The sequence below is a fragment of the Cellulomonas sp. NTE-D12 genome (genome assembly GCF_027923705.1).
Taxonomy (GTDB): Bacteria; Actinomycetota; Actinomycetes; order Actinomycetales; family Cellulomonadaceae; genus Cellulomonas.
Map to the genome: position 1 here is coordinate 611,575 of NZ_AP026442.1, position 23,182 is coordinate 634,756.

Sequence of the window (23,182 nt, forward strand, 5' to 3'; positions counted from 1 at the left end):
TATTGGTGGCCTTTGACTCGCGAGCGGGAGGTGCACGGTGGACGCGGTGGACACGCAGCGTTCCGAGGGGGCGGCCGGGACGGCGGTGCGCACGACGGGCGTCCCGCAGCGGTACGCCGCTCCCGGCACGCTCGACCGGGTCCCCACCCAGCGCAGCGGTCCGGAGGGGCCGGTCGGGGCGCCCCGCCGGCGGACCGCGACGATGCTGGTCGGGTTCGGTGCCGTCGCCGTCCTGGTGGTGGCCGGCACGGTGGTGCAGCAGCAGCGGGCCGATGCGACCGAGCAGCAGCACGCGGCACAGGCGCGGACGGCGCAGGCGCTGACGGCCCTCGCGGGGGACACGGCCGCGCGCGACGACGTCTCCACCGCGGGATCGGCAGAGCTGGCCGCAGCACGGGCGGCGGCCGTCACGGCGACCACCACGGCCCTGACGCACGCCAACGGCACGCTGGCGGCCGCACCGCACGTCGGTGACGACCTGCGCGCCCCGCTGCAGAGCGGCATCGTCTCCGTCTCCGCGATCCTGGGCGGCCAGCCGGTGAGCCTCGCCGCGCTCCGCGCCGGGGCCAGCGGGCTGGCCGGTCAGGACAAGGCCGTCGCGGACGCCGAGCAGGCCTGGCAGGCCGCGGACGCCGCACGGGTGGCCGCCGAGCAGGCTGCGGCGGCGCAGGCGGCGGCACAGGCCGCGGCGCAGCAGGCGGCCCAGCAGTCGACGCGCAGCACGCGGACGGTGCGCAGCTCGGCCCCGGTGGCGAGCGCTCCGCAGGCGCCGTCGGCCGGTCCGATGGCCATCCCGGCGGGCGGCCTGGTCTGCCCCGGTGCCCCGGTGGGCACCCCCGGTGCGGAGTCGTCCGTCGGGGCGATCGGTGCGGCCATCAACGACTACCGCGCCAGCAACGGGCTCCCGGCGCTGTCGGTGTCACGGTCCGGGACGCTCGTCGGGCACGCGCTCGACATGGCGGACGCCGGCGGCATCTGGCACTCGGGCTTCGACAACATCGTCGGCTGCATCAGCAACGGCAGCGCGTCCGCCCTGGTCGGCGCCTGGTCCCGCTCGCCCTCGCACAACGCGCAGATGCTGCGCACCGACGTCTCGAGCATGGCGGTCGGCGGGGCGCTCGACGGTGGCTGGCTGTACGGCGCGGTGAAGTTCAACTGACGCCGGATCGCGCCCGACGCGGACGCGACGCCCGCCGGACGCGCGGTCGAGCCGCAACCACGCCGCGCCCGTGATGACGTGGTGGGCGGCCGCGAGCCCTGCGGCCGCCCACCACGGGCTCAGCGAAGCGCGTCCGCGAGCCGGTCCAGCGCCAGGTGCAGGTCCTGGTCGGTGATGGTCAGCGGCGGGGCGAGGCGGATCGTCGCGCCGTGCGTGTCCTTCGCCAGCACGCCCCGGGCCAGCAGGCGTTCGGCGAGCTCGCGGCCGGTCGCCGGACCGCCGGCGCGGGAGGCGTCCACGTCCAGCCCCGCCCACAGGCCGATGGTCCGCACCCGTGCCAGCAGGCCCTCGGCCACCAGTGCGTCGAGGCGGTCGCGCAGCACCTGACCGAGCGTCAGCGCCCGCTGTTGCAGGTCGCCCGTGGACAGCAGCTCCACCACGGCGAGCCCCACGGCGCACGCCATCGGGTTGCCGCCGAACGTCGACCCGTGCGTGCCGGCCGTCAGCACCCCGAGCACGTCGGAACGGCCGACCACCGCGGACACCGGCACGATCCCCCCGCCGAGCGCCTTGCCGAGCGTGACCAGGTCCGGCCGGACCCCCCGGCGCTCGCACGCCAGGGTGCTGCCGGTGCGGCCCAGCCCCGACTGCACCTCGTCGGCGACCAGCAGCACGCCGCGCGCTGTGCACGCCGCCCGCACCGCGGGCAGGTAGTCGTCGGGCGGGACCACCACGCCCTGCTCGCCCTGGACGGGCTCGAGCAGCACGGCGACCGTGGTGTCGTCGATGGCGTCGACCAGGGCGGACGCGTCGCCGTACGGCACCAGCCGGAACCCCGGCGTGTACGGCCCGAAGCCGCGGCGGGCGTCGGGGTCGTCGGAGAACGACACGATCGTCGTGGTCCGCCCGTGGAAGTTGCCCTCCGCGACGACGATCGTCGCCCGCCCGTCGGGCACCCCGCGCGCCTCGTACCCCCACTTGCGGGCCGCCTTGATCGCCGTCTCCACCGCCTCGGCCCCGGTGTTCATCGGCAGCACCAGCGGGTCGGGCTCCGCCAGCAGGGGTCCGACCAGCCCCGCCACCGCGCGGGCGAACGGCTCGAGCAGCTCGTGGTCGAACGCCCGCGACGTGAGGGTGAGCCGGTCGAGCTGGCGGTGCGCCGCGGCCACCAGCGCCGGGTGTCGGTGACCGAAGTTCAGCGCCGAGTAGGCCGCGAGCAGGTCGAGGTAGCGGTGCCCGTCGACGTCGGTCACCCAGGACCCCTCGCCGGTGGCCAGGGTCACCGGGAGCGGGTGATAGTTCGGCGCCAGGGAGCTCGCGGCGGACCGGCCGGTCACGACGGTGTCCATGCGGGCTCCTCGGTCAGCCGTACGTCGGTCAGGAGCGGATCTCCAGCGTGCAGCACTTGGCACCGCCGCCGCCCTTGAGCAGCTCGGAGGTGTCGACGGCGATCGTGTCGTACCCGCGCTCGCGCAGCTTCGCGGCCAGGTCGACGGCACCGGGCGCGTGCACCACGTGCTGCCCGTCGGACACGATGTTGAGGCCCAGGGCCTGCGCGTCCCGCTCGGTGGCCAGCAGGGCGTCCGGGAACAGCTGCTCCAGCACGGCACGCGACCCGGCGGAGAACGCCGCCGGGAAGTACGCCACCTGCGGGTCGTCGGGGTCGGAGGAGATCACGGCCAGCGCCGTGTCGAGGTGGTAGTAGTGCGGGTCCACCAGCTCCAGGGAGATCACCGGGTGACCGAACAGCTCCTGCGCCTCGGCGTGCGCCGCCCGCTCGGTGCGGAACCCGGTGCCCGCCAGGACCAGCCGCCCGGCGACCAGCATGTCGCCCTCGCCCTCGTTGATCCGGGCGGCGGTGTGGGTGACGAACCCCCGGTCGGCGAACCACTTCTGGTACGCCGGGCCCTCCGGTTGGCGCTCGGGGTAGCGGAACCGTGCGGAGTAGACGATGCCGTCGACGACGGTCGCGCCGTTGGCGGCGTAGACCATGTCCGGCAGGCCGGGGATCGGGTCGATCTGCTCGACGGTGTGGCCCAGGTCGAGGTACGTGTCCCGCAGGCGCCGCCACTGCTGCACCGCGAGCGCCGTCTCCGTCGGCTGGTCCTTGTGCATCCACGGGTTGATCTCGTAGGAGACCGTGTAGTACGTGGGCTCGCACATCAGGTAGCGGCGGGCGGTGGCTCCGGGCGCGTGCGTCGTCATGGGTCTCCTCGGCGGGTCGGTGCGGGCCGGGGTGCCGGTCCCGCGCTGCGGTCAGGCGGGCCGCCTCGTCGCGGGTCCACTCGAGGGTACGAGGCGGTCTGCACGAATGCCGGTGCCATTCGGTTGCCGTCGGCAGTGGATCCGTTGCGTGGTTACGGCTGAGAGCGGCGATCCGTTGTGCGAGCGGCGCGGGAGAGCGCGAGGCGCAGCATGGCGTCGAACACCGGGGCCAGCAGCGCCGCCGTCCAGGCGTGCGGCAGGGGTCCGACCAGGTGCACGCGCTCCGACCAGCGCACCACGGCGCCGTGCGGACCGTCCGGGACGACGACGATGGTCGCGCTGCCGTGCATCACCGGACCGACCTTGCGGTAGACGGCGATGCCGGGCCGGCCGGCCTCCGGCGGGTCGTACCTGTCGATCCGCATCCGGTCGACCACCCCGGGACCGCCGTGCCGCGCACCCGGCCCGGACACCGCCTCGATGCGGCCCCCGACCCGCGGCGGCCCGTCGGTGCGCACCCGGGTCATCGGGATCCACCGGGCGTGGTTGCGCGCATCCGTCACCGCGTCCCACACCTGCTGGGCCGAGCCCGGCATGCGCCTGGTCACCACCGCTTCGCGCTCCATGCACCGATCTTCGCCCGGGGTAGGGTCGCCCGCATGGAGCACCGGGTCCTGGGCCGCACCGGCCGCGACGTGTCCGTGGTGGGGCTGGGCTGCTGGCAGCTCGGCGGTGACTGGGGCGAGGTCGGCGAGGACGTCGCGCTCGGCGTGCTGGCCGCCGCGGTGGACTCCGGTGTGACGATGCTGGACACGGCGGACGTCTACGGCGACGGGCGGTCCGAGCGGCTGGTCGGGCGGTTCGTCGCGAGCCGCGGCGGTGCCTCCTCCGGGCTGACGGTGGCCACCAAGATGGGCCGGCGCGCCAACCCGCACGTCGCCGGCGCCTACACGCTCGACGCGTACCGCCGCTGGACCGACCGGTCCCGCGAGAACCTGCGCACCGACACGCTCGACCTGGTGCAGCTGCACTGCCCGCCCACCGAGGTGCTGCTGCGCGAGCAGACCTACGACGACCTGGACGTGCTGGTCGAGGAGAAGCGCATCGCCGCCTACGGCGTCTCGGTGGAGACGGTGGACGAGGCGCTGGCGGCCATCGCCCGCCCCAACGTCGCCACGGTGCAGATCATCCTCAACGTGTTCCGGCGCAAGCCGCTCGAGAAGGTGCTGCCCGCGGCGGCCGAGGCGGGCGTCGGCATCATCGCGCGCGTGCCGCTCGCCTCCGGCCTGCTGTCCGGCCGGTACGACGAGCAGACGCAGTTCGCGCCGACGGACCACCGCAGCTACAACCGGCATGGCGAGGCGTTCGACGTCGGCGAGACGTTCTCCGGGGTGCCCTACGACGTCGGGGTGGCGGCGGCCCGCGAGGTCGCGGCGCTGACGCCGTCGAGCGCGACGACCGCCCAGCTGGCGCTGCGCTGGGTGATCGACCAGCCGGGCGTCTCTGTCGTCATCCCCGGTGCGCGGACCCCGGCGCAGGCCAAGGCGAACGCTCGGGCGGCCGAGGTGCCGCCGCTCAGCGCCGAGACGCTCGACGCGCTGCGGGGCGTGTACGACGAGCGCATCCGGGAGCACGTGCACTCCCGCTGGTGAGGCACGTCGGCGCGGCTACGACGGCCGCGCCGACCGACCGCTCAGCGGCGCTCGATCTGGGGTGCCGTCGGCGCGATGACGAGCGTCTCCGGGAACACCGCCGGCGCCGGGCCGAACGCGATGCGCGACCCGTCGATGACGGTGTGCGCCAGCGCCCGCCCACCGGCCACGCCGATCGCGAGGCCGATGCCGAACGGGGCGAGTCGGCCCAGCGCCAGCCCGCCCTGCTTGGCGACCTGCCGCCGGATCATCCGCCGCGTCAGCGTCGAGTTCACCTTCCGCACCGTCGCGAGCGGCATCCGGGTCAGCAGCGACCGGGCCACCCGCACCGAGCCGATGCCGGCGGCGTCCTGCACCGCGGCCGCCCCGGACTCGCCGAGGATCGACGCGAGCAGCAGCGCCTTGCGCCGGTCGGTGTCCGCGACGTCGATGCCGTGCACCGAGGCGACGGCCAGGGCGAACGCCGCCGACGCGCCGAAGAACGTCGCCACGTCGCTCACCGTCAGCGCGAATGCCGTACCGGTGCCCACCGCGGGTGCCGCGGCGACGGCACCCACGGCCCCTCCCGCGACCTGCACGACGGCCAGGTACTCCTTCTCCAGCAGCCGCACCACCTGCTCGGGTGTCGCGTGCGGGTTGCGGGAGCGCACCTTCTGCACGTGCGCGTGGATGGTGGCCGACGGGATGGCGACGGCCTTGTCGAGCAGCTTCTCGATGGGGGCCACCATCAGGCGGCCCCGTTGATGGTGGTGGTCACCTGCGCGCTCGCCTTCAGCGTGCGGCCGACCGTGCAGTGCTCGTCGATCGCGCGGCGCATCACCACGAGCAGCCGCTCGCGCGTGGCCTCGTCCAGGCCCGACAGGTCGATCCGCACGTCGTCGGCCAGGGCGGGGTAGCGGTCCTCCGCCTCGTCGCCCAGGCCGCCGACCGTGATCGTCACCGGCACGTCCTCGCCGAGCCGGCGGGACACCCCGTTGTCGATCGACAGTCCGGCGCAGCCGGCGAGCGCGATCTTGAGCAGCTCGCCGGGGCTGAAGCAGCCCTCGTCGCCGACCGAGCCGATCAGCACCTCCGCACCGCGCGAGCTGCGGCCGGTGTAGCGGCGGTGGCCCGTGCGCTCCACCCACAGAGCCGTGTCGTCGGCGTTGGGCAGCGGTGGGACGGGGTACGGGGACGAGGGCGCGGCGGTCGGCTCGACAGTCATGCGCTCGATACTCGCACGGCGGCATCGCCGGTGCGCGAGCCGGGGCTAAGGTCCGGCGCATGACGTCCGACGAGCAGATGCCCGCAGCCGCGGCCGTGCCCGACGATGGTGCCGTCCCCGTGAGCCCCACCGCATCGGCGCTGCCGGCACCCGTCGGCGCCGATCCCGCTCAGGCGCCGAGCGTCGTCGCGACCGGGAGCAGTGCGGCGCCGGCCGCCCGGCCGCGGTCGGTGGTGGGCTTCTGGGTGGTCGGCCTGCTGGTGGTGGGGCTCGTCGCCGTGGCGCTCGGCGGGCTGGCCGCCCTGCTGACCGGCGTCGCGTCGAGCAGCGACTGGGCAGGGTTGGTGGCCGTGCTGGCGGGGTTCATGGTGGCGGCGGGCGTCGCCGGCATCGGGTGGCTGGTGCTGGTGCTGGTGACCGTGCGGCGTCGCCTGCCGGAGGGTCGGCGCACCCGCGTGACGGCGATCTCGGTCGGCGCCGTGGCGGTGACGCTGGCCCTCGGCTACGCCTTGTCGCAGGTCAGTGGCATCGGCAGCGGTGCGTCCGCCCTGGTGGTCGGTGCTGTGGCGGTGGTGGCGGCGCTGCTGCCCCCCGAGCTGGTCACGCGCGAGGAGCGCCGTACGCCGGCGGGCGGCGGGACGGCGGCGGACAGCAGGGGCTGACCGCAGAAGCCGACCGGCCGAGGCGCAGCCGCCGGGCCGTGCGGCGTCAGCCCGTCAGTCGAGCAGGCGTCGGAGCCGGTGCTTGCCGGCGTTGGACGTGACGACCCACGTCAGGTCGGTGTCGTCTGCCGCGCGTCGGCGCAGCTCCTCGAACGCCGGCAGCCCGGCGGCGGGATCGCCGACCACGGCGACGCTCCAGCAGTAGCCGAGCGCCTGCCGGAGCACGCGAACGGGTTCGGCGCGCCGGTCCTGGGCTGGCACGGCCCGCAGCGTGTCGGTGGCGGCCGCGCACGCCGCCAGGGCAGCCGTGGCGGTGAGCGGGTCGCGCAGCAGCCGTGGCTCGCTCAGCGCGGCTATGCCGGCGCGTGCCACGAGCGGGTCCGGGTCGGACGCCCAGGCGCCGGCGATCGCCCGGACGGCGGCCGGGTCACCGTCACCGATCCGCTGCGCCGCCATGGCGGTCGCCTCCCGCACGCGCCACGACTCGTCGCCGGCCAGCCGGGTGAGCTGGTCGCGCACCGAGGCGCGCTCGTCGTCGTCGCCCTCCAGGTACAGCCGGCCCAGGCCGACGGTGCCGCAGCAGCGCAGGTACACGTCGTCGTCCCGGCTGAGCTCGTGGATCAGCGCGGGTGCCGCCACGTCGGCGAACGCCTGCATCAGCTCGAGGTTGGCGCGGGGGCCCGGCAGCCCGGAACGGCCGCTCAGGTACTCGTGCACGGCGGCGGGGCCCAGGTGGCGCAGCTCGGCGGCATGGGCGGCGCGGACGGGCGTGGGCACGGGTTCTCCTCGACGATCGGCAGAGCCGGGTCGACGGGGCCGTCCCGGCGGGCCCGCTGCGGCGCGGGCGTGACCATCCTGCCGATCGGCGGGCCGTCCCGGGGCTGGTACCGGGGCAGTTCCCGTGGCGCCGTAGGCTGCGCGGCGATGCCGTCGTACCGCGTGACCATGGCGCTGGGCGCGCTGCACCGCGGGGTCGACCCCGCGGAGGTGCTGCCGACGGCGGTCGACACGGCGCGGGCGCTGACGGCGGTCGAGGCCGGGAGCGTCGAGATCCGCCGCGGTCAGGCGCTGGTGGTGGTGCGGTTCGAGGCGCCGGACGACCAGGAGGCGTCCGACGTCGGACGCGCCGTGGTGCGCCGGATCGACGAGCTGGTGGTCGTGGAGTCGAGCAGGACCACCCGCCGGTTCGGGGCCCGCTGGTACCCGCTGCGCTGACAGCGCTGCTCGGACGTCGGCGCCGCTCAGGTGTCGGTCGGCTCGAGGACCGGCTGCTCGTCGCCGGGCTCCGGCCGGTCGGCGTGCGGCTGCTCCGCCAGCTCCCGGCCGAGGAGGGCGCCGGCCTGCTCGCCGGTGACGGCCGGCATGAACAGGTACCCCTGACCCGTGACGCAGCCGATCCGCTGCAGGAGCTCGAGCTGGTCGTCCGTCTCGACGCCCTCGGCCACCACGGCCACCCCGAGCGACCGGCCGAGGTCCACGAGCGCGGTGATCAGCTCGGTGCTGCGGTCGCCGGAGGCGAGCCCGCGGATGAACGACCGGTCGATCTTGAACGCGTCGACGGGGAACCGGTGCAGGGTCTCCAGCGAGGAGTAGCCGGTGCCGAAGTCGTCGATGTGCAGGCGCAGGCCCGCGTCGTGCAGCTGCTGCATCAGGTGCAGGGCGACCTCGGGGCGGCGCATCAGCACGCCCTCGGTCACCTCCAGGGTGAGCCGGTCCGGGGTCAGTCCGTTGCGGGACAGCGCGTCCAGCACACGGGGCAGCAGCCCGCGGTGCCAGAACTGCCGGTCGGACAGGTTGACCGCCACGTTCACGACGTCGGGACCCCACTCGGCCAGCTGCCGGCACACCTCGGCCAGCACCCAGTGGCCCAGCTGGACGATCAGCCCCGTCTCCTCCATCACCGGCAGGAACTCGTCGGGGAGCACCACGCCGCGTTCGGGGTGGTGCCACCGGACCAGGGCCTCGAACCGGTCGGTGCGGCGGGACGTCAGGTTGACGATCGGCTGGTAGAACACCTCGAACTGGTGCTCGGCCAGGGCTCTGCGGACCTCGGCGTGCAGGTGCTGGTGCCGGACGACGTGCTCCCGCATCGCATCGTCGAAGAAGGCGACCGCGCCCGGTTCCCGCGACTTGGCGCGGTACATCGCGGCGTCGGCGTCGCGCAGCACGTCCTCGGCCGACTCCTGGCCGACGCTGCCGGTGGCGATGCCGATGCTCGCCCGCACCGCGACGTCGGCCCCGTCCAGGTCCAGCTTCTCGGCCAGCACCGCCTGCACCCGCTGCGCCACGCGGAGCGCCCCCTCGGGGCCCGTGTCGTGCAGCAGCACCGCGAACTCGTCGCCGCCGAACCGCGCCCCGGTGTCCACCGAGCGCAGCTCGCGACGGATCCGGTCGCCCACGGCCGCCAGCACCCGGTCGCCCGCCTGGTGCCCCAGGGCGTCGTTGATCAGCTTGAAGCCGTCGAGGTCGAGGAACAGCACCGCGAACGGGGTCCCGGTACGCTCGCGGCGGTCGATCGCCGCGGTGAGCCGCTCGAGGAACAGCCGCCGGTTGGGCAGGCCGGACAGCGCGTCGTGCAGCGAGCTGCGACGGACCTCCTCCTGCAGTCGGCGGGACTCGAGGGCCGTGCACAGCAGCCCGGCCCAGTGCTGGTACGTCTCGCGCGTCGACGCCGAGTCCACGGCTCCGACCAGCGCGAGCAGCCCCCAGTCGTGGGTGGTGGTGCGCACCGGGACGACGACGCAGATCTCGCGGTCGTCGTGCAGCAGGTCGAGCAGCTCGGTCGGGGGGAACGACTCGACGGCGGTGCGCGTGCCGACGTGGTGCGCCAGGGTGCCGCCGGCGTCGTACGCGCCGACCACGTCGAGGAGCTGGTCGGACCGCTCCTCGACGCGCAGCGCCAGGACGGCCGCCCGGACGTGGGTGCCGGCGAGCCAGCCGAGCGTACGAGGGTCGGTCTGGGTGGTGTCGAGGAGGGCGGCGTCGACGACGTACTGCTCGGCCATCGCGTCCTCGGTCTCCTCGACCTGACGCAGCAGGGCGCTGGCCTGCAGCCGCCACAGCGCGGTGGCGACCGCGCCCCAGGCGGAGACCTGCACGGGGGAGACGACGACCTCCGACGCGTACCGCGACACCGCCTCGATGACGCGCCGCAGCGCGTCCGGCCGGGACGTCAGGCTGCGCACCAGGAGGACCAGCACGTCGACCTCCGCCTCGGTGGCCGGCTCCGTGGCCGTCAGCATCCGATCGACGGCACCCACCGCGGCCCGGACGGCCGTCCGCACGGGTGCGATGCGGCTCTCGTCGCCCAGCAGCACGGCGGTGAGGGCGCGCTCGAGCCGGACGCGCGGAGCTGGGCCGGCTGAGTGCTCGGCCGGCGCGGCACCACGTGGCCGCGGCTCCGCCGAGCAGCCGCAGGACGTCCGCAGCGTCAGGGCACCCACCGGCGGCGTGACGACCGCGCTCGGCACCTGCTCACCACGGATCGCCGCGAGCACCAGCGTGGCGGCCAGCGCCCCCACCTCGTCGAAGCGCTGGTCGACGGTGGAGAGGGCGGGGACGGCGAACGCGCCCGCCTCGATGTTGTCGAAGCCGATGATCGCCAGCTCGTCCGGCAGCAGCATCCCGGCGGCGGTCAGCCGGCGCATCAGGCCGAGCGCGTTGCGGTCGGTGGCGACCATCAGCGCGGTGGGACGGGCGTCGGCGGCGAGCAGCAGACGGGCGGCCTCGTCCCCGCCGGTCTCCCCGTTGTTCGGGGCGCGCAGGACGAGGGCGGGGTCGAGCTCGAGGCCGTTCGCGGCCAACGCCTGCCGGTACGCCTCGTACCGGTCGCGGATGTCCTGCTGGGCGAAGTTGCCCACGAAGCCGATGCGGGTGTGCCCGTGCCCGACCAGGTGCTCCACGGCGGCCACGACCCCGCCGTGGTTGTCCGGCATCGCCGCGGGTGCCTGGAAGTCCGGCATCAGCGTGCTCGAGAGCACCACGGGCCGTCCGGTCTCGCGCAGCCGCCGCAGGTACTCCGCGCCGGCCGCGGTGGTGATGGAGACGACGCCGCGCACGTGCGACCAGGCGACGGGGATGGAGAAGTCGCCGGGCTCGCCGGCCTCGTCCCGCGGCGCGGACTCGGGGAGCGTCTCGACCACGACCACCCGTCCGCCCGCCTGGCTCACCTGCCGGGTGACACCGGCCAGCAGCTGGCCGAAGTAGTGGCCGCCCAGGCTGGGGGTGACCACCAGGACCGTCGTCGGGTCGTCCACGGCTCTGCCCTTCTCGGCCCTTCGCGCACGCTGCCGGCAGCCACCGAGCGCTCTACGGTGAGCGACAGAGCCGGGCCGGCGTGCCAGCGAGCACCGTAACGCCCCGCGTGCCGCGGGGCCGACTGCCGCGCCCGCGCCGCGGCCGGGCCTGGCAAGGGAGCCGCGGGCGCCGGCGGTCCGGCGGTCAGTCCTCGGTCGTCGGTGCGTGGACCGCCAGGTCGACCGAGCCCGGGTGCAGCACCCGAACGCCTGCCCGGTCGAGCGCGTCCTGGAGCGCCTCCGGCGGCGCCACCTCGGTGATCAGGTAGTCCGCCCGGTCCAGCTCGGCGATCTGCGCGAACAGGCGGCGGCCGAACTTCGAGGAGTCGGCCAGGACCGCCACGCGGGACGCCCGGCGCATCATCTCGGCCATCATCGACGCCTCGGACAGGTTGCTCGTGGAGTAGCCGCTGTCTGCCGAGACCGCTCCGACGCCGATGAACGCCAGGTCGCAGCGGATGTCGAGGTCGCCGCCGGACACCGACATGGGGATGCCGACCGGACCGACGGTGGCCTGGGCGGTCAGCCGCACCGAGCCGCCGAACACGTACAGGTCGCGGATGGACTGCGGGGAGATCTCGGCCGGCAGCCGCAGGCTGTTGGTGGCGATCGTCAGGTCGCGGCGGTCCCGCAGGTGCCGCGCGAGGGCGAGCGTGGTGGTGCCGCCGTTCACCATGAGGGCGGCGTTGTCCTCGACCAGCGTGGCGGCGAGCTGGCCGATCACCTCCTTGGCGTCGGCCCGCAGGCGCAGGCGCACGTCCAGGCCGGTGTCCGGGCGCGGGTTGGCGGTCAGGCTGACGGCGCCGCCGTGGGTGCGGATCAGCACGCCGTCGGCGTCCAGCTGGTCGAGGTCCCGGCGGATGGTGTCCGGCGAGACGTCGAAGTGCTCCGCGAGGCGGGCGACGGTCACCTCACCGGCCTCCGCCACGTAGGCGGCGAGCTCGGCCTTGCGGCCGGCAGGCAGTCGCCGCGTCGCGACGCCCTCGGATGCTGAAGCGGACATGCGCAAGTAGTAGCACATAACAGCACGCCCCCACCGCATGCATGCACGCGCTCCCACCCCAGATCGTTATGAGACGAGCGTCCAGCAGCCCTTGCGCGCCGGAGTGAGGCTGCGTTAGCGTGCACGAACACGCAGAAGTGCGCATCGAGGCGCACGATCTCGCAGGTCTCAGAGAGGAGCGAGATGAGCAACGGTGCTCATGCAGTTCGGGCCGCTGTGGCGGTCCTCGGCGTAGCGGCGCTCGCGGTGACCGCCGGCTGCAGCAGCGGCTCGTCGTCCAGCACGTCGGCGTCCAGCGGCGACAGCGGCGGGAAGGTCACGCTCGAGTTCGCCCAGTGGTGGGAGCCGGAGCTGCCCGCGGGCGCGCTCAAGGGCCTCATGGACGACTTCACCAAGCAGAACCCGAACATCGAGGTGAAGCTGCTCAGCGGCCCCTACGCCTCGACCAAGGAGCAGGTGGTCGCGGGGGCTGCATCGGGCACCATGTCGGACGTCGTCGGCCTCGACGGTGCGTGGGTGAGCGACTTCAAGAAGCAGGGCGCCATCGCGGACCTGTCGGCGCTGATGAAGCAGAACGGCTACGACGAGAGCCAGCTGGTCAGCCAGGTCAAGCTCGACGGCTCGACCTACATGATCCCGGTGCTCAACTTCGTCTACCCGCTGTTCACCAACGACGACCTGCTGAGCAAGGCGGGGGTCACCGCACCTCCGTCGACCCGCACGCAGTTCATGGACGCGGCCAAGAAGATCACGGCCGGCGGCGCCGCCTCCGGGTGGGTGCTCCCGCTGTCGCTCGACGCGCCCAACGGCGTGCAGAACGACGTCATGTCGTGGGTCTGGGCGTCCGGCGGCTCGATGCTCAAGGACGGCAAGCCCGACCTGACCAACTCCGACGTGAAGGCCGGGACGCAGTTCGTCAAGGACCTGTGGGACGCCAAGGTCATCGCCCCCGGATCCTTCACCATGAAGGAGCAGGACAAGGTCGAGCAGTTCACCAACGGCCGCGTCGGGATGATGATCGACTCGCTCGCGCACATCAACCTGATCCGCAAGGAGAACCCGAACCTCAAGTTCAGCATCTCGGCCATCCCGGCTGCTGACGGGTACTCGGGCAAGCGCGGCATCCCGTACGCCTCGTGGGGCATCGGCATCGCGCAGAACAGCAAGCACAAGGCCGAGGCGTGGAAGCTCGTCTCGTACCTGCTGAGCAAGGACGTCAACTCCAAGATGTCCACCCTGGCCAACGCCTTCCCGGGGAACACCGGCTCGACGCCGGACTTCTCCAACAGCGACCCGCTGTTCAAGTCCGCCTTCGAGATCTACAAGCAGGGCACCCCGGCGAACGAGTTCGTGGGCCTGCCGGTCTCCGAGCAGCTGATGCGTGACTTCGGCGAGCAGCTGCAGAGCACGCTCGACGGCAAGCAGTCCGTGGACGACGCACTGAAGAACGCCCAGGCCAAGTGGGTCGGCGAGTTCTAGTCCCCGAGCTCGACGACGTGGCGGTCCGCACCGGGAACGTGGCACGAGTCCCGGTGCGGACCGCACCGAAGGAGGTCCTCCAGTTGTCTGCACTCACGCACACGACGCACGCGGTGCCGGACGCCGCTCCGGTGGTCCGCCGCCGGGCGCACTGGCCGCTGCTGCGGCGCCGGCTGACGCCGTACGGGTACCTGGCACCGACCGTCGTGCTGCTGGTCGTCCTGATGTTCCTGCCGATCGCGATGGTGATCGGCTACTCGTTCCAGGACAACGTCATCACCAACCCGAACCCGGTGTTCGTCGGCCTGAAGAACTACGTGAAGGTGCTCACCAACCCGGTGTTCTTCACCGCGGTGAAGAACACCCTGTACTTCACCGGTGTGAGCGTGGTGGCGCACCTGCTGCTCGGCCTGGGCTTCGCGATGATGCTGAACAGCCCGCTGCTGGGCAACCGCACCAAGGCGCTGTTCCGCATGGTGTACGTGCTCCCGTGGCTGTTCACCGTGGCGATCATCGCGGTGCTGTGGCGGATGCTGCTGGACCCCAGCGGGGTGGTGAACTACCTGCTGACCGTCGTGGGCCTGATCCACAAGAACGTCGAGTGGCTGGCGTCACCGGAGATCGCCCTGCACGCGGTGACCTTCATCAACGTGTGGTCCGGGTACCCGTTCTTCATGGTCAGCCTGCTGGCCGGTCTGCAGGGGATTCCCAAGGAGCTGTACGAGGCGGCGACCGTCGACGGTGCCGGTCCGCTGCAGAAGTTCCGCAGCGTCACGCTGCCGCAGCTGCGCCCGATCATCATCAGCATGGCGCTGCTGGACTTCATCTGGACCACGCAGCAGTTCGCGCTGATCTGGATGACCACCGGCGGCGGCCCCATCAACGTCACCGAGATGCTGAGCACGTTCACCTACAAGCTCGCATTCAGCCGGTACCAGTTCGCGCAGGCCAGCACCAGCGCGGTGATCATCCTGCTGCTGTCGATGACGCTCGCGTTCTTCTACGTGCGGCACCAGAAGGCGAGGGACTGACATGGCGAGCACGGCCAAGCGCCGCCGGGAGAACACCCAGCGCGCGTTCCTTCTCCTCGGCCTGGTGGTCGGCGGGCTGTTCGCCGGCTTCCCGGTGCTGTGGATGCTGTCGAACTCGTTCAAGCCGAACGTCGCGATCTTCGCCACGCCACCCAAGCTGGTCAGCGGCTTCACGCTGCAGGCGTACAAGGAGATCTTCACCGACCCGACCAAGCTGCGGTACTTCGGCAACAGCTACGTGGTGGCCCTCAGCGTCACGGCACTGACCCTGCTGGTCGGCATCCTGGCCGCCTACGCGTTCAGCCGGTACGAGTTCCCGTTCAAGCGGGTGCTCAACATGGTGGTGATCAGCGTGCAGGCGGTGCCGCCCATCACGCTGCTGATCCCCTATTTCGGGCTGGTCGTGGCGCTGAAGATGTACAACACCTACCAGGGTCTGATCCTGACGTACATGGTGTTCACGCTGCCGTACGCGATCATCATGCTGACCGGCTATTTCAACACGCTGCCGCGTGAGCTGGACGAGGCGTGCAAGGTCGACGGGGCCAGCGGTTTCGGCGCCCTGTGGCGGATCCTCGTGCCGATCGCCGTCCCCGGAATCGTCTCGGTGGGCATCTACACGTTCATGATCGCGTGGAACGAGTACCTGTTCGCCCTCACGCTGACCAAGACGAACCAGATGCGGACCGTTCCGATCGGCATCCAGCTGCTCATGGGGCAGCACTCCTACGAGTGGAACCAGATGATGGCGATGAGCGTGCTCGGCGCCGTCCCGGTGCTGCTGCTCTTCCTCTTCTTCCAGCGCTTCTTCATCGGCGGGATGACCGCCGGTGCCGTGAAGCTCTGACCGCCGGACCGTTCGAAAAACAAGGAAGCGAGAACCGAACATGTTGGTGAGTGGCAAGGACATCCTGGCGGTCGCGGACGCGAACAGCTTCGCGGTCCCGGCGTTCAACATCAGCGACTGGGCGATGTACAAGGGCATCGTCGAGATCAGCGAGGAGAAGGAGGCGCCGCTGATCGTCGCGATCCACCCGGACGAGCTCAGCCACATCGGGGTCGACCTGCTGCCGTCGATCATCGCCACGGCGCACCGCACGCACATCCCCGTCGCGATCCACCTGGACCACGGCGCCACCTACGAGCAGGTGCTCACCGGCATCCAGGCGGGCTTCACCTCGACGATGATCGACGCCTCGGCCCTGCCGTTCGACGAGAACGTCGCGATCACCCGCAAGGTGGTCGAGGCGGCGCACGCCGTCGGGCTGTCCGTCGAGGGCGAGCTGGGCACCATCGGCAAGATGGACGCCGAGGCGGAGGACGGCTCGGACACGATCATCTACACCGACCCGGACGACGCGGTCGCGTTCGTCGAGGCGACCGGCGTGGACAGCCTCGCGATCGCGATCGGCACCTGCCACGGCCTGTACCCGGACTGGATGAAGCCGGCGCTCAAGCTCGACCTGCTGCAGGCGATCAAGGCGAAGGTGGGCGTCCCGCTGGTGCTGCACGGCGGGTCCAACAACCCGGACGACGAGATCGCGCAGGCCGTGAAGCTGGGGATCAACAAGATCAACATCTCGAGCGACATCAAGGCGAGCTACCACCGCAGGATGCGCGAGGTGCTGGCCGACCCGACGGTGCGCGAGCCGAACACGATCCAGCCGCCGAGCATCGAGGCCATGAAGCTCACCGCGGCGCAGAAGATCGACCTGTTCGACGCCGCCGGCAAGGCTCTGCTGTTCTGAGGTTGTACCGAGCCATGAAGAACGCGGTTCTGGGCCTCGGCGGCACGGTCGACTACGAGGTCAGGTGGGACGACCCGACCGTGCAGGCGCTCGCCGAGGCGTACGGGATCGCGACCGACGAGCTGGACCGGCTGCTGCCGATCGGCTCGGAGCGCGACCTGGTGCGGACGGTCCTCGCGTTCCTGCGCGACGGCGGCGGGGGAGAGCGGTACGTCGCCTCCTCCGCCGTCGTCGAGCAGTTCGCGGCCCGCTTCGACACCCGCATCACCCTCGGCGGGACGTGCGTGCGGGCGGCTCTCGCGATGGCCAAGCTCGACCTGCCGAGCACGGTGCACCTGGTCAGCATCGACGACCACGTGCGGCGGCTGCTGCCGGCGCAGGTGGCGTACGTGTGCAGCGCCGAGCACGACTCGACGGACCCGCACCTGATCGTGCAGTACCCCGCCGGCGCCACCGTGAAGCTGGGGCCGGACCTGCTGCGGGCGCCGCGGCCCAACCGGCTGATCTACACCAACGACCCGCCGAACGCGGAGCTGCTGCTCAGCGAGGAGCTGGGTGCCGTGCTGGCCGAGGCCGACGTGTTCCTCGTCTCGGGGTTCAACACCATCCGCGACGCGGACATGCTCGCCGAGCGGCTGGACGACCTGCGGCGCCACCTGCGGCACCTACCTGCCGGTGCGCTGGTGGTCTACGAGGACGCCGGCTTCCACGTGCCGGCGCTCAGCGCTCTGGTCCGCGAGCGGCTGCTGGACGCGGTGGACCTGTACGGCATGAACGAGGACGAGATGCAGGCGTACGTCGGGCAGCAGGTGGACCTGCTCGACGCGCCCGCGATGGTGGGTCACCTGCGGGCGCTGCAGCAGGTGGTGCCGGCCCGCACGCTGCTGGTGCACAGCGGGTGCTGGGCGCTGACGTACGGGCCTCGCAGCCGCGAGTGGCGGGACGCCTTGCGCGGCGGCGTGACGATGGCGGGCGCCCGGTACGCACTGGGCGACGACTTCACCGCGGCGGACTACGACGTGGTGGGCACCGGGCCGGTCAGCGCCGCCGGCGCCCGGTTCGCGGCGGAGCTCGAGGCGCTGCTGGGCGACGAGGTCTGCGTCGTCCCGGCGCTCGACCTGGACGTGCCGCGGCCGACGACGATCGGGCTGGGCGACACCTTCGTCGGCGGCCTGATCGCGGCGGTGGTGCAGCGATGAGCGGTCCGACCGAGCCGGTGGACGCCGCGGCGCTGCTCGACAGCGGGATGGTGTCGCTGCCGGACGCGGTCGCCTCGGTCGACGAGGTGACGCGCGCCGGTGGTGAGCGGGTGCTCGTGGTGCGGGCGGCCGGTGGGCTGGCCGTGGACGTGCTGCCCGACCGCGGTCTGGACCTCGGCCCCGTGTGGTGGGGCGGCGTGCCGCTGGCGTGGCGGTCGCCGAACCCGGTAGACCCCGGCCCGGGACGGGGCTGGGAGGAGCGGTTCCGCGGCGGGCTGCTGGCCACCTGCGGGCCGGACAACATCGGCGAGCCGCGGGGCGCGTCCGGTCAGCACGGCACCCACCACCTGACGTCCGCCTACGAGGTGCGGTGGTGGCGGGAGCGGACCGCCTCGGCGCTCGAGGTGCACGTCAGCGGCAGCGTGGCGCACACCTCGTTGGGCGGTGCGCGCATCGTCGTCCAGCGCCACGTCGTGGTGCCCACCGGGACCCCGTGGGTGCACGTGCGCGACGTGGTCCGCAACGTCGGCGACCGGCCCGTCGGCGTCCCGCTGCTGTACCACGTCAACCTCGGCGCGCCGCTGCTGCGGCCCGGCGCTCGGCTGCGGGTGCCGTACCGCGACCACGTCACCCGCGAGCCGTTGCCAGCGGGCCGGCACCCGCTGGAGATGCCGAGCCCCGCCGTCGGCCTGGAGCCGGTGGTCGCGGAGCATCGCGGGCCCACCACCACGGGTGACCGGGCCAGCGCGGTGCTGACCGGCACGGGCGCCGGCGTCGAGGTGGTGGTCGAGTGGCCCGTCGCCACGCTGCCCCGGCTGAACACCTGGGCCTGGCCGGCCGAACGGGCGTGGGTGCTGGGCGTCGAACCGTCCAACGCGCCCCTGTTCGGGCCGGAGCGGGACGGGTGGGCAGCGGGCGCACCCGTGCTGGAACCGGGCGCCGACTGGCAGACGGGGGTCAGCGTCGGGCTGCGCCCGGTGCCGAGAGGCGAGCCTCGACAGGAGGACCAGGGCCGATGACCGTGGTGGAGCTGGTCGCGAACCAGCCGGCGGACCGCTTCTACGCCGGGGGTGCGCGGATCCGCGCCTTCCGAGGCGCCGCGGCCGAGGGTGACCACGTGCCGGAGGACTGGGTCGGCTCGGTCACCCCCCTGTTCGGCGAACGTGACCTCGGGCTGAGCCGTTTGCCCGACGGGTGGCTGCTGCGGGACGCCGTCGCCGCCGACCCCGAGGCGTGGCTGGGCGAGGAGCACGTCCGGCGGTTCGGGTCGGACACCGCCCTGCTGGTCAAGCTGCTCGACGCGGGCGAGCGGCTGCCGGTGCACGCGCACCCCGACCGGGAGTTCGCCGCGGCGCACCTGGGGCTGGCGCACGGCAAGACGGAGGCGTGGATCGCCCTCGAGCCGGCCGACGTGCACCTCGCGTTCGCCCGGGACGTGTCCGACGACGAGCTGGCCGGCTGGGTGCAGCACCAGGACACCGCCGCGATGCTCGGTGCGATGCACACGCTGCGGCTGCGAGCCGGTGACGCCGTGCTGGTGCCGGCCGGCCTGCCGCACGCGATCGGCGAGGGCGCCTTCGTGGTGGAGCTCCAGGAGCCGACCGACCTGTCGATCCTCATGGAGTGGGCCGGCTTCCGCATCGACGGTGCCGCGCTCGGCCACCTCGGGCTCGGTTTCGGCACGGCGCTCGCGGCCGTCGACCGGCGCGCCTGGTCGGCCGCCGACGTCGAGGCGCTGCGCGGTGCCGACGCCGCGACCGTCGGGCCGCTGCTGCCCGCTGCCGGGGAGTTCTTCCGCGCCGAGCGCTCCCGCGGGCCGGTCACCTGGGAGCCGGGGTTCGCTGTGGTCGTGGTCGTCGCCGGTCAGGGGACGCTGCGGGCAGACGACGGCTCCGTCGTACCCCTGCGACCAGGGCAGACGCTGCTGGTCCCGCACTCGGCGGGCGCCATCGAGGTGTCGGGTGCCGCCGAGCTGGAGCTGCTGCGCTGCCGACCCCCGGCGGCGGCACTGGGAGGCGTCACCGCACGCTGACGCCTCGACGGCCGCCGCCTCCCGCGCACGGGGAGCGGCGGCCGTCGGCCGTCCTGGGCCGCGAACGGCGCCTACGCCAGCGGCGGGTTGGCCAACGCGATCAGCTGGTGCGCCTGCGCCGGGAACCACGCGCCCGCGGCGGGGTCGACGATGCCGCCCCACTCCGGGTCGGTGGTGCCGCCGGTGCCGCGGCTGCACTGACCGTCGGACTCACCGGGCACCTTGATCCACAGGTACGCGTCGAGCAGCGGGGTGCCGGTGCTCGTCGTCGGGACCATGCCGAGGCCGCGGCCCGGAGGGTTGCACCAGTCCTGCTTGTCCGAGTACTGAGTCCCGCCGGTCCACGGACCCTGCCCGTTGCGGCTGGTGTCGATGACGAAGTGCGTGGTCGGCTGCGTGCTGCCGAGCGCGGCGGCGTAGCGGGAGTCGATGCCGACGGTGTTCCACGCCAGGTCGGCGGCGTTGCCGCTGTACGGCTCGTTGCGCCACACCTGCGCGTTGTCCATGCCGGTGCCGGCCCAGCTGGTGGCCGGACCGCCGTTCCGGTACTGGTTGCCGCAGTTGTCGTTGAACGCGTACGCGGTGGGGTCGGCGGCGCTGTCCCGCTCGGCCAGCGCGATGCAGGAGGACACCCACCGCCCGTACGCGGCGAGGTTCGGCGAGAGCTGGTAGTTGGACGCGTTGACGAAGAACCCGTCGGCCCGCTGCACGCCGGCCATCAGCAGCCGCTGGGCGGACTCGCCGACGTTCTGCCAGGCGGTGTGCGTCGCGTCGAGGTAGACGGCCGTGCGGGAGTGCGCCTTGAGGGCGTCGACCGCGTAGTTCAGCTGGGTGAACCGGTCGGCCGGGTCGGCGCCCGTGATGGAGCAGTTGGACGAGCCGTCGAGGCGGCTCACGTAGTTGGGGATCAGGCCCAGGCCGTCGGGCTCGAGGATCACGGCGGCGGGCGCGTTGCCGATGCCACGGGCCAGCCCGTCGATCCACGCCTCGTACTGGGCGGTGCTCTGGGCGCCGCCCGCGGAGTACTGGCCGCAGTCGCGGTTGGGCAGGTAGTAGGCGACGAGCACGGGCACGCTCCGCTGCTTGGCGGCCTCGCGGACCACCTTGGCGACGTCGTTCTGCACGCCTCGCGGCGTGCCGCCGGTGAACCAGGTGGCGCTGGGGTAGCCGGCGAGCGTGCGCGCGTCGGCGCGGGCGGTGCCGGTGAGGTGGTGCATCGCGTCGACCGTGGTGCTGTGGGGGTTGACGAACAGCCGGGCGCCCGGCTGCAGGGGGTTGCCCGGTGCACCGGGCAGGCCGTGGGCGTCGGCGGCCCCGGCGGTGAGCAGGACGAGGGCGGCGGCTGCCGCCAGAGAGACGAGCTTCCGTGCTGGTCGGACCATGAGAACGCTCCCACACTGCTGAGGCCGACGCGTCGGTGCGCCGGGCGGTGGACTCCGTCGTCGCAACCGGTGGGCGGGTGCCTGCAGCGCCGGCTGTGCGTGCAACGGTCGTGGGCTGTGGGAGCGCTGTCAACCCCTCGGTGACGGCTCGGTGATGGTGGCGGTGACAGGGTCGACCGCAGCCTCGGGAACCGTGCGCTCGTGCCGGAGGGCCGGCCGGTAGAGGGCGGCGCCGACGATGCTGAAGGCCCCGGCGACGACGATGGCCGTGGGCGTGCCGGCGTGCTCCGCCAGCGGGCCCAGCACCAGCAGGCCCAGCGTGTACGCACCGCCGGACACCATCGAGTTCATCGACAGCACAGTGGTGCGGGTGCCCGCACCGGCCTCCCGGTGCAGCAGCGTGGAGTGCATCGGCCCGGCGGCACCGTGCACGGTGTAGGTCAGCAGGAACGCCGTGACCAGGCCGACCGGCCCCGCCATCAGCCCCATGAGCACCACCAGCGCGCCGTTGAGCACCCGCGCCAGCAGGGCCGTCCAGGCGACGCCGATCCGCCGGCTGGCCCGTGCCGCCAGCGCCGAGCCGACCGCGAACAGCCCCCACGCGGCGGCGGAGACCGGACCCATCAGCGCACCGGCCCTCGTCTGACCGCCCGCCAGCTCGGACAGCCGGACGGGGAACAGGGTCTCGAACCCGATCATCGCCGTCGCCCAGAACACCTCGACCAGCACCAGCGCGCGCAGCACCGGGGACGCGGCCATCACGCGGAGGCCGCTCAGCACGGTGCGCGGGGCCCCGGTGGCGGACCGCAGTGCGTCTCGAACGCGCGACCGGCGGCCCGCGGCGACGCCGTGCGGCCGCTGCTCGTGCATCCGCACCGCGATGGCCACCACGTTGACCACCTGGAAGCCCAGCGCCAGCCAGTACGGCAGCGCCAGCGCCGGCATCGACGCGACGGGGTGCCAGGCGACCAGCCCGCCGGACAGCAGCGCACCGACCGCGATCGACACGCCCAGCACGGTGCCGGCGTGCGCCAGCGTCGGTTCCACCCGCACGTCGGGGTCGTCGGCGCGCGCGCTGTCGACGTACCAGGCCTCCAGCGGACCGGAGTCGAGCGCGCGGAACACGCCCTGCAGGGCCAGGGCGACGACGAAGGCGCCGAACGTGCTGGCGTTGATGAAGACGAGCCCCGAGGCGACCCCCACCAACGAGGCGGCCAGCAGCACCGGACGCCGCCCGACGGCGTCGGCCAGCCCACCCGTCGGCAGCTCCAGGCCCAGCACCACGAACCCCTGCATCGACAGGATCACGCCCAGCTGGGCGACGCTCATGCCGCGCTGCAGGGTCAGCAGCGTGGTGACCCCGATGGTCAGCCCGACCGGGAACCAGCGGGTGGCGGTCAGCAGCAGCACGGTGCGGCGGGCGGTGGCGGCCGTCACCGCGGGGTGCTGGCGGGTGGCACCGGCGCCCGTCACGCGTCGTCCGGACGCTCGTCGAGGTCCACCGGGAACAGCACCGTGTACACGGCCAGGCGCCGGGCGTCGGGATGTCCCGCACCGACCTGCCGGTACCGGGCCAGCAGCTGCTCGAGCTCCGTCTTGAGCGCCTGCGCCTGCTCCGCCGTCGCCACGATCAGCTGGTCGCTGAGCCCGGCGGCGTCCCGCCAGGGCAGCGGCCAGTCCGCCTCGACGTCGAGCCACCGCTCGAACTGCTGCCCGAGGTGCCGGCTGTAGTCGCGCACCAGCCAGCCGAGCGCCGTCTGCGCGTCCTCGTCGCCGGCGAAGTCGCTGGCGTTCCACTCGTGGGCGTCGGTCGCCGCCCGCCACAGCCGCCGCTTGCCCTCGCCCTCGCCGGTGTCCGCCACGAGCCCGACCGACTCGAGCTTGCGCAGGTGGTACGAGGTCGCGCCGGTGTTGGTGGCCAGTGCGGTGGCCAGGTCGGTCGCGGTGGCCGGGCCGCCGCGGCGCAGGGCGGACAGCAGGCGGGAGCGCAGGGGGTGGGCGAGCACCTTCAGTGCCGCGGCGTCCAGGTGGAACGTGGTCTGCGGGGTCTGCGGGGTCTGCGGGGTCGGCGGGGTCTGCGCAGCAGGGGCCATACCCGCACGGTACGTCTGCACAGGATCTATGCACAACA

The 23,182-nt window shown here is 73.2% G+C and carries 22 protein-coding genes; 11 read left to right on the top strand and 11 right to left on the bottom strand.

Annotated features, from left to right (window positions below):
* The first annotated feature begins 46 nt into the window (after window positions 1-46).
* A complete protein-coding gene (locus QMF98_RS02845) occupies window positions 47-1,159 on the top strand; it encodes a CAP domain-containing protein (protein ID WP_337974563.1) in 1,113 nt (370 codons plus the stop codon).
* A gap of 119 nt (window positions 1,160-1,278) precedes the next feature.
* Here QMF98_RS02845 and rocD read toward each other — a convergent pair whose 3' ends face one another.
* From rocD to QMF98_RS02860, 3 genes are all read right to left on the bottom strand, one after another.
* A complete protein-coding gene (gene rocD, locus QMF98_RS02850; RefSeq protein WP_337974564.1) occupies window positions 1,279-2,508 on the bottom strand; it encodes an ornithine--oxo-acid transaminase in 1,230 nt (409 codons plus the stop codon).
* Window positions 2,509-2,536: 28 nt separating this feature from the next.
* Window positions 2,537-3,364, bottom strand: a complete 828-nt coding sequence (gene ddaH, locus QMF98_RS02855; protein WP_337974565.1) for a dimethylargininase — start codon at window positions 3,362-3,364, stop codon at window positions 2,537-2,539.
* A gap of 152 nt (window positions 3,365-3,516) precedes the next feature.
* Window positions 3,517-3,990 (bottom strand): SRPBCC family protein, encoded by a 474-nt coding sequence (locus QMF98_RS02860; protein WP_337974566.1) that lies wholly within the window; start codon window positions 3,988-3,990, stop codon window positions 3,517-3,519.
* 33 nt (window positions 3,991-4,023) lie between these two features.
* Here QMF98_RS02860 and QMF98_RS02865 point away from each other — a divergent pair, with 33 nt between their 5' ends.
* On the top strand, window positions 4,024-5,016 hold the full coding sequence (locus tag QMF98_RS02865; protein WP_337974567.1) for an aldo/keto reductase: 993 nt from the start codon (window positions 4,024-4,026) through the stop codon (window positions 5,014-5,016).
* Window positions 5,017-5,057: 41 nt separating this feature from the next.
* Here QMF98_RS02865 and QMF98_RS02870 read toward each other — a convergent pair whose 3' ends face one another.
* On the bottom strand, window positions 5,058-5,744 hold the full coding sequence (locus tag QMF98_RS02870; protein ID WP_337974568.1) for a hypothetical protein: 687 nt from the start codon (window positions 5,742-5,744) through the stop codon (window positions 5,058-5,060).
* A complete protein-coding gene (locus QMF98_RS02875; RefSeq protein WP_337974569.1) occupies window positions 5,744-6,220 on the bottom strand; it encodes an OsmC family protein in 477 nt (158 codons plus the stop codon). Before QMF98_RS02875 ends, QMF98_RS02870 begins: the two co-directional genes overlap by 1 nt.
* A 59-nt stretch (window positions 6,221-6,279) precedes the next feature.
* On the opposite strand from QMF98_RS02875, the gene QMF98_RS02880 reads away from it, so the two are divergent.
* Entirely contained in the window at window positions 6,280-6,882 is a 603-nt protein-coding gene (locus tag QMF98_RS02880; protein WP_337974570.1) for a hypothetical protein, read from the top strand.
* Between the two features lie 54 nt (window positions 6,883-6,936).
* Here the strand turns inward: QMF98_RS02880 and QMF98_RS02885 are convergent, their stop codons facing one another.
* On the bottom strand, window positions 6,937-7,659 hold the full coding sequence (locus tag QMF98_RS02885) for a HEAT repeat domain-containing protein (RefSeq protein ID WP_337974571.1): 723 nt from the start codon (window positions 7,657-7,659) through the stop codon (window positions 6,937-6,939).
* 147 nt (window positions 7,660-7,806) lie between these two features.
* Here QMF98_RS02885 and QMF98_RS02890 point away from each other — a divergent pair, with 147 nt between their 5' ends.
* The gene (locus QMF98_RS02890; RefSeq protein WP_337974572.1) at window positions 7,807-8,097 is read left to right on the top strand and encodes a hypothetical protein; all 291 of its coding nucleotides are present in this window, start codon (window positions 7,807-7,809) and stop codon (window positions 8,095-8,097) included.
* A gap of 26 nt (window positions 8,098-8,123) precedes the next feature.
* On the opposite strand, the gene QMF98_RS02895 is transcribed toward QMF98_RS02890, so the two are convergent.
* Both QMF98_RS02895 and QMF98_RS02900 read right to left on the bottom strand, forming a co-directional pair.
* On the bottom strand, window positions 8,124-11,138 hold the full coding sequence (locus tag QMF98_RS02895; RefSeq protein ID WP_337974573.1) for an EAL domain-containing protein: 3,015 nt from the start codon (window positions 11,136-11,138) through the stop codon (window positions 8,124-8,126).
* A 184-nt stretch (window positions 11,139-11,322) separates the two neighbouring features.
* Complete coding sequence (locus QMF98_RS02900) at window positions 11,323-12,180, bottom strand: DeoR/GlpR family DNA-binding transcription regulator (protein WP_337974574.1); 858 nt, start codon at window positions 12,178-12,180, stop codon at window positions 11,323-11,325.
* 183 nt (window positions 12,181-12,363) lie between these two features.
* Between QMF98_RS02900 and QMF98_RS02905 the strand changes: the two genes are divergently transcribed.
* The 7 genes from QMF98_RS02905 (at window position 12,364) to QMF98_RS02935 (ending at window position 19,669) form a co-directional block, all read left to right on the top strand.
* Window positions 12,364-13,659 (top strand): ABC transporter substrate-binding protein, encoded by a 1,296-nt coding sequence (locus tag QMF98_RS02905; protein ID WP_337974575.1) that lies wholly within the window; start codon window positions 12,364-12,366, stop codon window positions 13,657-13,659.
* An 83-nt stretch (window positions 13,660-13,742) separates the two neighbouring features.
* Window positions 13,743-14,690, top strand: coding sequence for a carbohydrate ABC transporter permease (locus QMF98_RS02910; RefSeq protein ID WP_337974576.1), 948 nt, complete (start codon window positions 13,743-13,745; stop codon window positions 14,688-14,690).
* 1 nt (window position 14,691) lies between these two features.
* A complete protein-coding gene (locus QMF98_RS02915; protein WP_337974577.1) occupies window positions 14,692-15,537 on the top strand; it encodes a carbohydrate ABC transporter permease in 846 nt (281 codons plus the stop codon).
* Window positions 15,538-15,577: 40 nt separating this feature from the next.
* The gene (locus QMF98_RS02920; protein ID WP_337974578.1) at window positions 15,578-16,438 is read left to right on the top strand and encodes a ketose-bisphosphate aldolase; all 861 of its coding nucleotides are present in this window, start codon (window positions 15,578-15,580) and stop codon (window positions 16,436-16,438) included.
* Between the two features lie 14 nt (window positions 16,439-16,452).
* A complete protein-coding gene (locus QMF98_RS02925) occupies window positions 16,453-17,637 on the top strand; it encodes an ADP-dependent glucokinase/phosphofructokinase (protein WP_337974579.1) in 1,185 nt (394 codons plus the stop codon).
* Window positions 17,634-18,656, top strand: coding sequence for a DUF4432 family protein (locus tag QMF98_RS02930; RefSeq protein ID WP_337974580.1), 1,023 nt, complete (start codon window positions 17,634-17,636; stop codon window positions 18,654-18,656). The genes QMF98_RS02925 and QMF98_RS02930 overlap by 4 nt, the downstream gene beginning before the upstream one ends.
* The gene (locus tag QMF98_RS02935; RefSeq protein WP_337974581.1) at window positions 18,653-19,669 is read left to right on the top strand and encodes a type I phosphomannose isomerase catalytic subunit; all 1,017 of its coding nucleotides are present in this window, start codon (window positions 18,653-18,655) and stop codon (window positions 19,667-19,669) included. Before QMF98_RS02930 ends, QMF98_RS02935 begins: the two co-directional genes overlap by 4 nt.
* Window positions 19,670-19,740: 71 nt before the next feature.
* On the opposite strand, the gene QMF98_RS02940 is transcribed toward QMF98_RS02935, so the two are convergent.
* The 3 genes from QMF98_RS02940 to QMF98_RS02950 all read right to left on the bottom strand — a co-directional run bounded on the left by QMF98_RS02940 (window position 19,741) and on the right by QMF98_RS02950 (window position 23,144).
* The gene (locus QMF98_RS02940) at window positions 19,741-21,051 is read right to left on the bottom strand and encodes a glycoside hydrolase family 6 protein (RefSeq protein ID WP_337974582.1); all 1,311 of its coding nucleotides are present in this window, start codon (window positions 21,049-21,051) and stop codon (window positions 19,741-19,743) included.
* A gap of 129 nt (window positions 21,052-21,180) precedes the next feature.
* The gene (locus QMF98_RS02945; protein WP_337974583.1) at window positions 21,181-22,524 is read right to left on the bottom strand and encodes an MFS transporter; all 1,344 of its coding nucleotides are present in this window, start codon (window positions 22,522-22,524) and stop codon (window positions 21,181-21,183) included.
* The gene (locus QMF98_RS02950; protein ID WP_337974584.1) at window positions 22,521-23,144 is read right to left on the bottom strand and encodes an ArsR/SmtB family transcription factor; all 624 of its coding nucleotides are present in this window, start codon (window positions 23,142-23,144) and stop codon (window positions 22,521-22,523) included. The genes QMF98_RS02945 and QMF98_RS02950 overlap by 4 nt, the downstream gene beginning before the upstream one ends.
* Window positions 23,145-23,182: the final 38 nt, after the last annotated feature.

What these genes read in the sequence shown, in the direction of transcription:
- QMF98_RS02920 (WP_337974578.1), top strand. Translation starts at nt 15,578, where the DNA reads ATGTTGGTGAGTGGCAAGGACATCCTGGCGGTCGCGGACGCGAACAGC.
- QMF98_RS02890 (WP_337974572.1), top strand. Translation starts at nt 7,807, where the DNA reads ATGCCGTCGTACCGCGTGACCATGGCGCTGGGCGCGCTGCACCGCGGG.
- QMF98_RS02865 (WP_337974567.1), top strand. Translation starts at nt 4,024, where the DNA reads ATGGAGCACCGGGTCCTGGGCCGCACCGGCCGCGACGTGTCCGTGGTG.
- rocD (WP_337974564.1), bottom strand. Translation starts at nt 2,508, where the DNA reads ATGGACACCGTCGTGACCGGCCGGTCCGCCGCGAGCTCCCTGGCGCCG.
- QMF98_RS02905 (WP_337974575.1), top strand. Translation starts at nt 12,364, where the DNA reads ATGAGCAACGGTGCTCATGCAGTTCGGGCCGCTGTGGCGGTCCTCGGC.
- QMF98_RS02915 (WP_337974577.1), top strand. Translation starts at nt 14,692, where the DNA reads ATGGCGAGCACGGCCAAGCGCCGCCGGGAGAACACCCAGCGCGCGTTC.
- QMF98_RS02930 (WP_337974580.1), top strand. Translation starts at nt 17,634, where the DNA reads ATGAGCGGTCCGACCGAGCCGGTGGACGCCGCGGCGCTGCTCGACAGC.
- QMF98_RS02875 (WP_337974569.1), bottom strand. Translation starts at nt 6,220, where the DNA reads ATGACTGTCGAGCCGACCGCCGCGCCCTCGTCCCCGTACCCCGTCCCA.
- QMF98_RS02940 (WP_337974582.1), bottom strand. Translation starts at nt 21,051, where the DNA reads ATGGTCCGACCAGCACGGAAGCTCGTCTCTCTGGCGGCAGCCGCCGCC.
- ddaH (WP_337974565.1), bottom strand. Translation starts at nt 3,364, where the DNA reads ATGACGACGCACGCGCCCGGAGCCACCGCCCGCCGCTACCTGATGTGC.
- QMF98_RS02935 (WP_337974581.1), top strand. Translation starts at nt 18,653, where the DNA reads ATGACCGTGGTGGAGCTGGTCGCGAACCAGCCGGCGGACCGCTTCTAC.
- QMF98_RS02880 (WP_337974570.1), top strand. Translation starts at nt 6,280, where the DNA reads ATGACGTCCGACGAGCAGATGCCCGCAGCCGCGGCCGTGCCCGACGAT.
- QMF98_RS02860 (WP_337974566.1), bottom strand. Translation starts at nt 3,990, where the DNA reads ATGGAGCGCGAAGCGGTGGTGACCAGGCGCATGCCGGGCTCGGCCCAG.
- QMF98_RS02870 (WP_337974568.1), bottom strand. Translation starts at nt 5,744, where the DNA reads ATGGTGGCCCCCATCGAGAAGCTGCTCGACAAGGCCGTCGCCATCCCG.
- QMF98_RS02950 (WP_337974584.1), bottom strand. Translation starts at nt 23,144, where the DNA reads ATGGCCCCTGCTGCGCAGACCCCGCCGACCCCGCAGACCCCGCAGACC.
- QMF98_RS02925 (WP_337974579.1), top strand. Translation starts at nt 16,453, where the DNA reads ATGAAGAACGCGGTTCTGGGCCTCGGCGGCACGGTCGACTACGAGGTC.
- QMF98_RS02900 (WP_337974574.1), bottom strand. Translation starts at nt 12,180, where the DNA reads ATGTCCGCTTCAGCATCCGAGGGCGTCGCGACGCGGCGACTGCCTGCC.